This is a genomic window from Methanosarcina sp., from assembly GCF_035390745.1.
In the GTDB taxonomy this organism is placed as follows: Archaea; Halobacteriota; Methanosarcinia; order Methanosarcinales; family Methanosarcinaceae; genus Methanosarcina.
Map to the genome: position 1 here is coordinate 1 of NZ_DAOOUJ010000111.1, position 4,593 is coordinate 4,593.

The window sequence follows — 4,593 nt, forward strand, 5'->3', positions numbered from 1 at the left end:
AAAGAAAAATAAAAATGTAGAACTTCAGTTTTTACTGAAGTCCATAGTGTTTTATGTTCCAGTCCGCAGCGGCCTGAATTTTCTTTATTTCTTCTTCCCCGCCTTCCATGGTGAAGAGGTGTTTGAACCGCTTCTGTGCGCGGAGGTATTCCTCAACTGGCCTCGGGTCCTTGACCTTTCTAACCTGAGTGATCTCACCGTTCTCCATTTCGTACATGGGCCAGAGGCAGGTCTCTACTGCGAGTTTTGCAAGCTCGATAGTCTTGGAGCCGTCAAAGCCCCATCCAGTGGGACAGGGAGCGTGGGCGTGGATATAGGTCGGGCCCACAATTTCGGTAGCTTTTTTGACTTTCCTTATCATGTCCCGCGGGAAACCGATTGAGGTTGTGGCGACATAAGGAGAGCCGTGGGCTGCCATAATAGCTGGCATGTTCTTCTTGGGGCGCTGGTTTCCAAAGGAAACTTTTCCTGCTGGGCTTGTTGTTGTTGAAGCGTCATAGGGAGTTCCGGAGCTTCTCTGGATCCCGGTGTTCATGTAAGCTTCATTGTCCACACAGACATAGGTTATGTCGTGTCCACGCTCAAAGGCACCTGAGAGGGAGCGTATTCCTATGTCCATTGTCGAGCCGTCTCCACCGACTCCGATGACTTTGGTGCCCTCCTTTCTGCCGAGGGCTTTTAAGGCTGCCTCGACACCTGATGCCACTGCACCTCCGTTTTCAAAGAGGGAGTGGATCCAGGGGACCTGCCAGGCAGATTCCGGGAAGGGGGTGGTCATAACTTCCAGGCAGCCTGTAGGGTTAATTACGATAGTGTCCGGGCCTGCTCCCATGAGCATGAACTTTGCGGCAAGGGCATCACAGCAGCCTGCACAGCCCCTGTGTCCCGGAGCAAGGTAGGTTTTAGGTGTGGTTTTACTCATAGCAACTCCTCCTTGACGTCAGCAAACTGGCTCTCAACTGTAATACCGGATTTTGCGACCTTCTTGGTCTCTTCGATTATCTTCTCTACGAGCTCTACGGGCACATCGCGTCCTCCGTGGTTTAAGGTATAGCCGATAATCGGGATGTCACACCTGCTGTTGTACATGCTGGACTTGGTCTCGGTAAAGAGAGCACCTTCATTTGTTCCAATGGAGATGTTCTTGTCGAGCACGACTACAGCATTGGCATTTTTCAGGGCCTTTCTTATCTGCATCTTCGGGAAGGGCCTGAAGGACCTGACTTTCAGGATACCGATCTTCTCGCCTCTTGCCCTGTACTCGTCAACTACGTCTTTGATGGTACCCACAATTGAGCCCATGGCCATGATTACGACCTCAGCATCTTCAAGATGGTAACCGTCGATAAGTCCTCCGTGGTCCCTGCCAAAGATCTCTGCGAACTCTTTGGAAACTGCCTCGATCTTCGAAAGTGCTGCCTGCATTCCCTTTTCCTGGAGGTATCTGAACTCGGTGTAAGTCGAGGGGTCTGCAAAGGCTCCGAAGGTCAGGGGGTTTTTGGGGTCAAGCACGTGTTCAGGCTCATATTTGGGCAGGAACTCGTCGGTAAGGTCCTGCTCAAGCAGCACAACGGGCTCGTAGACGTGGGAGAGGATAAACCCGTCCATGCAGGCCATGCCCGGCAGGAGCACATCTTTGTCCTCTGCGATTTTGAAGATCTGAGGAACCATGTCTGCTGCTTCCTGGACGTCCTCTGCATAGAGCTGGAGCCAGCCTGTATCCCTCTGGGCAATTGCATCCTGGTGGTCGTTCCAGATGTTGATCGGGGCGCTTACTGCCCTGTTTGCCACGGTCATGATAATTGGAAGTCTCATTCCTGCGGCGTTGAAGAGAACCTCGTGCATTAACAAAAGTCCCTGGGATGTAGTTGCGGAATATGTCCTTGCCCCGACTGCCGAGGCTCCCACAAGGGCTGAGATTGCGGAGAATTCAGATTCTACATTAATATATTCACAGTTCGGGATTTCCCCGTCTGCCATAAACTGGGAGAGGTCTTCGACGATATGGGTCTGAGGAGTGATAGGATAAGCAGAAATCACATTTGGACGGCAGATTTTTGCTGCATGGGCAACTGCGTAGGAACCTTCCACGACGACCATTTTGGCTTTGTCGGCTGAATTGAGTGGCATTATTTCTCCTCCAGTATCATTTCAATTGCATCTGCAGGGCATTCGTTTGCGCAGATGCCGCATCCTTTGCAGTAGTCATAATTGTATTCAAAAAAGCCGTCTTCTCTGGGAAGGACTGACATATCAGGGCACACAATCTCACAGATGCCGCATTTAGTGCATTTTTCGTAAATGTAAACAGGACGGAAGTTTCTCCAGCCTCCAGTTTTATTTACCAGAGTAGAGCCCGGCTCACAAACTCCTCCAATTGGGATTTTCATGCTTCTTCCCCCTTGATAAGGTCATAGGCTTTCTGGATAGCCTTTGAATTCTTTTCGGCCACTTTGCCGGAAAAGCGGTCCCTTATGGCTTTCTTGATGGACTCTACATTAATCTCTCCGGTTGCGCCCGCAAAAGCTCCAAGGAGGACAGTGTTTACGATGGGGATGCCTATAACGTCCATTGCCACCTTTGTAGCGTCCACAGTCATAACCCTGGCTTTAGTATCAATTTTGAGTTCTTCGGGGCTTTCTTTTGTGTTGATGAGGATAATACCATCGTCTTTTATTCCGCTTGCAACGTTAACAGTTTCAAGCAGGGTTGCATCCTGGACAATAACGTAATCCGGAGTATAAATCTGGCTTCTAAGCCTGATTGGGCTGTTACTTATCCTTGTGAATGCCTGCACAGGGGCACCTCTGCGCTCTACCCCAAAAGCGGGGAAAGCCTGGCTGAATTTTCCATCTTCAAAAGCTGCAACGGAAAGCATCTCAGCCGCGGTAACAGAACCCTGGCCTCCTCGACCGTGTATTCTGATTTCCTTCATCTGGATTCTCCTTTTTTAATGCGGTTTATCTATACTATTTCTGATGTTTTTGCGTTTTAGCTGTTCTCGGCAGTCTGATGGCATACTTATCTGGTTGTCAGCACACTGCTGTTAACTGAGTTACTGTTAATAGGGTTAACCTGAAGTTAGTTTCTATATAAATACCTGCCAGTTTAGAAACTCGGTACCTACCCTGTACGATTCTTTATCTGGCTTTTCTTCAGACACCATGAATACCAGGGTCAATTTGCGTTAACTCAGACTCTGGACGGCAGACTTGTCAACCTTAAAGTATTCATAACTATTGGGTCATGATTATCTTGAATTCATAACTATTGGATCATGATTATCTTGAGTTTTAATATATTTTCAATTGTATATTCACGCCGTTTGGTGCCTGATAGTTCATGGATAATAGTGTAGATTATTATTAGGTTTTCGGTGAAAGTCGAAAAAGTACTTATAAATACTTCTATTTATAAATTATTTTTTAGGTGTTTTATAATTATTATTTTCAGGTTAACGTGTTTCATGATCTCGTTTTCTCTTATTATTTCCGTAAACAAAGCTTACATCTTAAAAGATGGATATTTTAATATATTTCCTGGCAGAAACTCCTTATCAGTTCGGTCACGGCTTTTCCGTCTTCCAAACTATTAATTTTTTCTCTGATATGCCGCGAGCCGCGCAGTCCTTTAGTAAACCAGTGTGCATGCATCCTGAGATTTATAGATGAAAGCAGGTCGTGTTCCTCAAGGAGAGAAATATATGTATCAAAATCTTCAAGCTGCCTGGATTGTTTATCTGCTTCAAGCTTTTCACCTGTCTCCAGGTAGTACCTGATTCTCTTGAATATAAAAGGGTTCCCCATTGCAGCGCGCCCTATCATGAGTCCGTCGCAACCCGTCAGTTCCAGTGTTCTCTCAGCAGATTCCTCGTCTTTTACATCCCCATTTGCAATGACCGGAATCGAAATTTCGTTTTTGACAGCTTTTATTGCCGGAAGGTTCGAGCTACCCGAATACATCTGTCCTGCCGTCCTGCCGTGCACTGTAAGAGCTGATGCTCCTGCCTTCTCTATCAGGCGAGCAATTTCAAGCGTTTTTTCCTCTCTTCCCAGGAGTCTGATTTTAGCGCTGACCGGAGTCTTCAGGGAATCTGTCAGCTCCGAAACTATTGTATATACAAGTTCAGGAGAGTTTAGCAGAGCTGAACCGCATCCAGCCCCTGTAATGCATTTTGCAGGACAGCCCATATTAATGTCAATAATTTCAGGCCTGTATTTCTCTTCAATAAAAAATGCAGCTTTTGTTAGCTTCTCAGGACAGCTCCCTACAAGCTGAACTCCGAAAGGTCTCTCATCAGGAGAGCTCAGCCCTTTAATGAAAGATTTCCTGCTTTCATTTAGCAGAGCATCTGCATTTATCATCTCGGTATATGTAAGGTCAGCTCCGTAACGCCTGCAAAGCAGCCTGAAAGCCAGATTTGTTACATCTGCCATAGGTGCAAGAAGAAGGTTTCCAGAAAGTTCTGCCCTGCCAATTTTCAGTTTTTTAAGTTTCATGCTTTTTCTGGTTTTAGTTTTTTATTGATTTGTAGATGTTTTTGGCAGTGTGCCACTTTTTCTGTAAAATTATCTCTACCCTTTTCCTCTTGTT

5 protein-coding genes are annotated in these 4,593 nt (G+C 46.5%); all 5 read right to left on the reverse strand.

Annotated elements, in window-relative coordinates; genetic code table 11:
- Positions 1–31: 31 nt before the first annotated feature.
- The 5 genes from porB to dusB all read right to left on the reverse strand — a co-directional run bounded on the left by porB (position 32) and on the right by dusB (position 4,499).
- Positions 32–922, reverse strand: a complete 891-nt coding sequence (porB, locus tag PLL47_RS14490; protein ID WP_324447224.1) for a pyruvate synthase subunit PorB — start codon at positions 920–922, stop codon at positions 32–34.
- Positions 919–2,130, reverse strand: a complete 1,212-nt coding sequence (gene porA / locus PLL47_RS14495; RefSeq protein ID WP_324447226.1) for a pyruvate synthase subunit PorA — start codon at positions 2,128–2,130, stop codon at positions 919–921. Before porA ends, porB begins: the two co-directional genes overlap by 4 nt.
- On the reverse strand, positions 2,130–2,390 hold the full coding sequence (gene porD / locus PLL47_RS14500; RefSeq protein ID WP_324447228.1) for a pyruvate synthase subunit PorD: 261 nt from the start codon (positions 2,388–2,390) through the stop codon (positions 2,130–2,132). The genes porA and porD overlap by 1 nt, the downstream gene beginning before the upstream one ends.
- Entirely contained in the window at positions 2,387–2,935 is a 549-nt protein-coding gene (locus PLL47_RS14505; protein WP_324447230.1) for a pyruvate ferredoxin oxidoreductase subunit gamma, read from the reverse strand. Before PLL47_RS14505 ends, porD begins: the two co-directional genes overlap by 4 nt.
- 592 nt (positions 2,936–3,527) lie before the next feature.
- Positions 3,528–4,499, reverse strand: coding sequence for a tRNA dihydrouridine synthase DusB (gene dusB, locus PLL47_RS14510; RefSeq protein ID WP_324447232.1), 972 nt, complete (start codon positions 4,497–4,499; stop codon positions 3,528–3,530).
- Between the last annotated feature and the right edge of the window lie 94 nt (positions 4,500–4,593).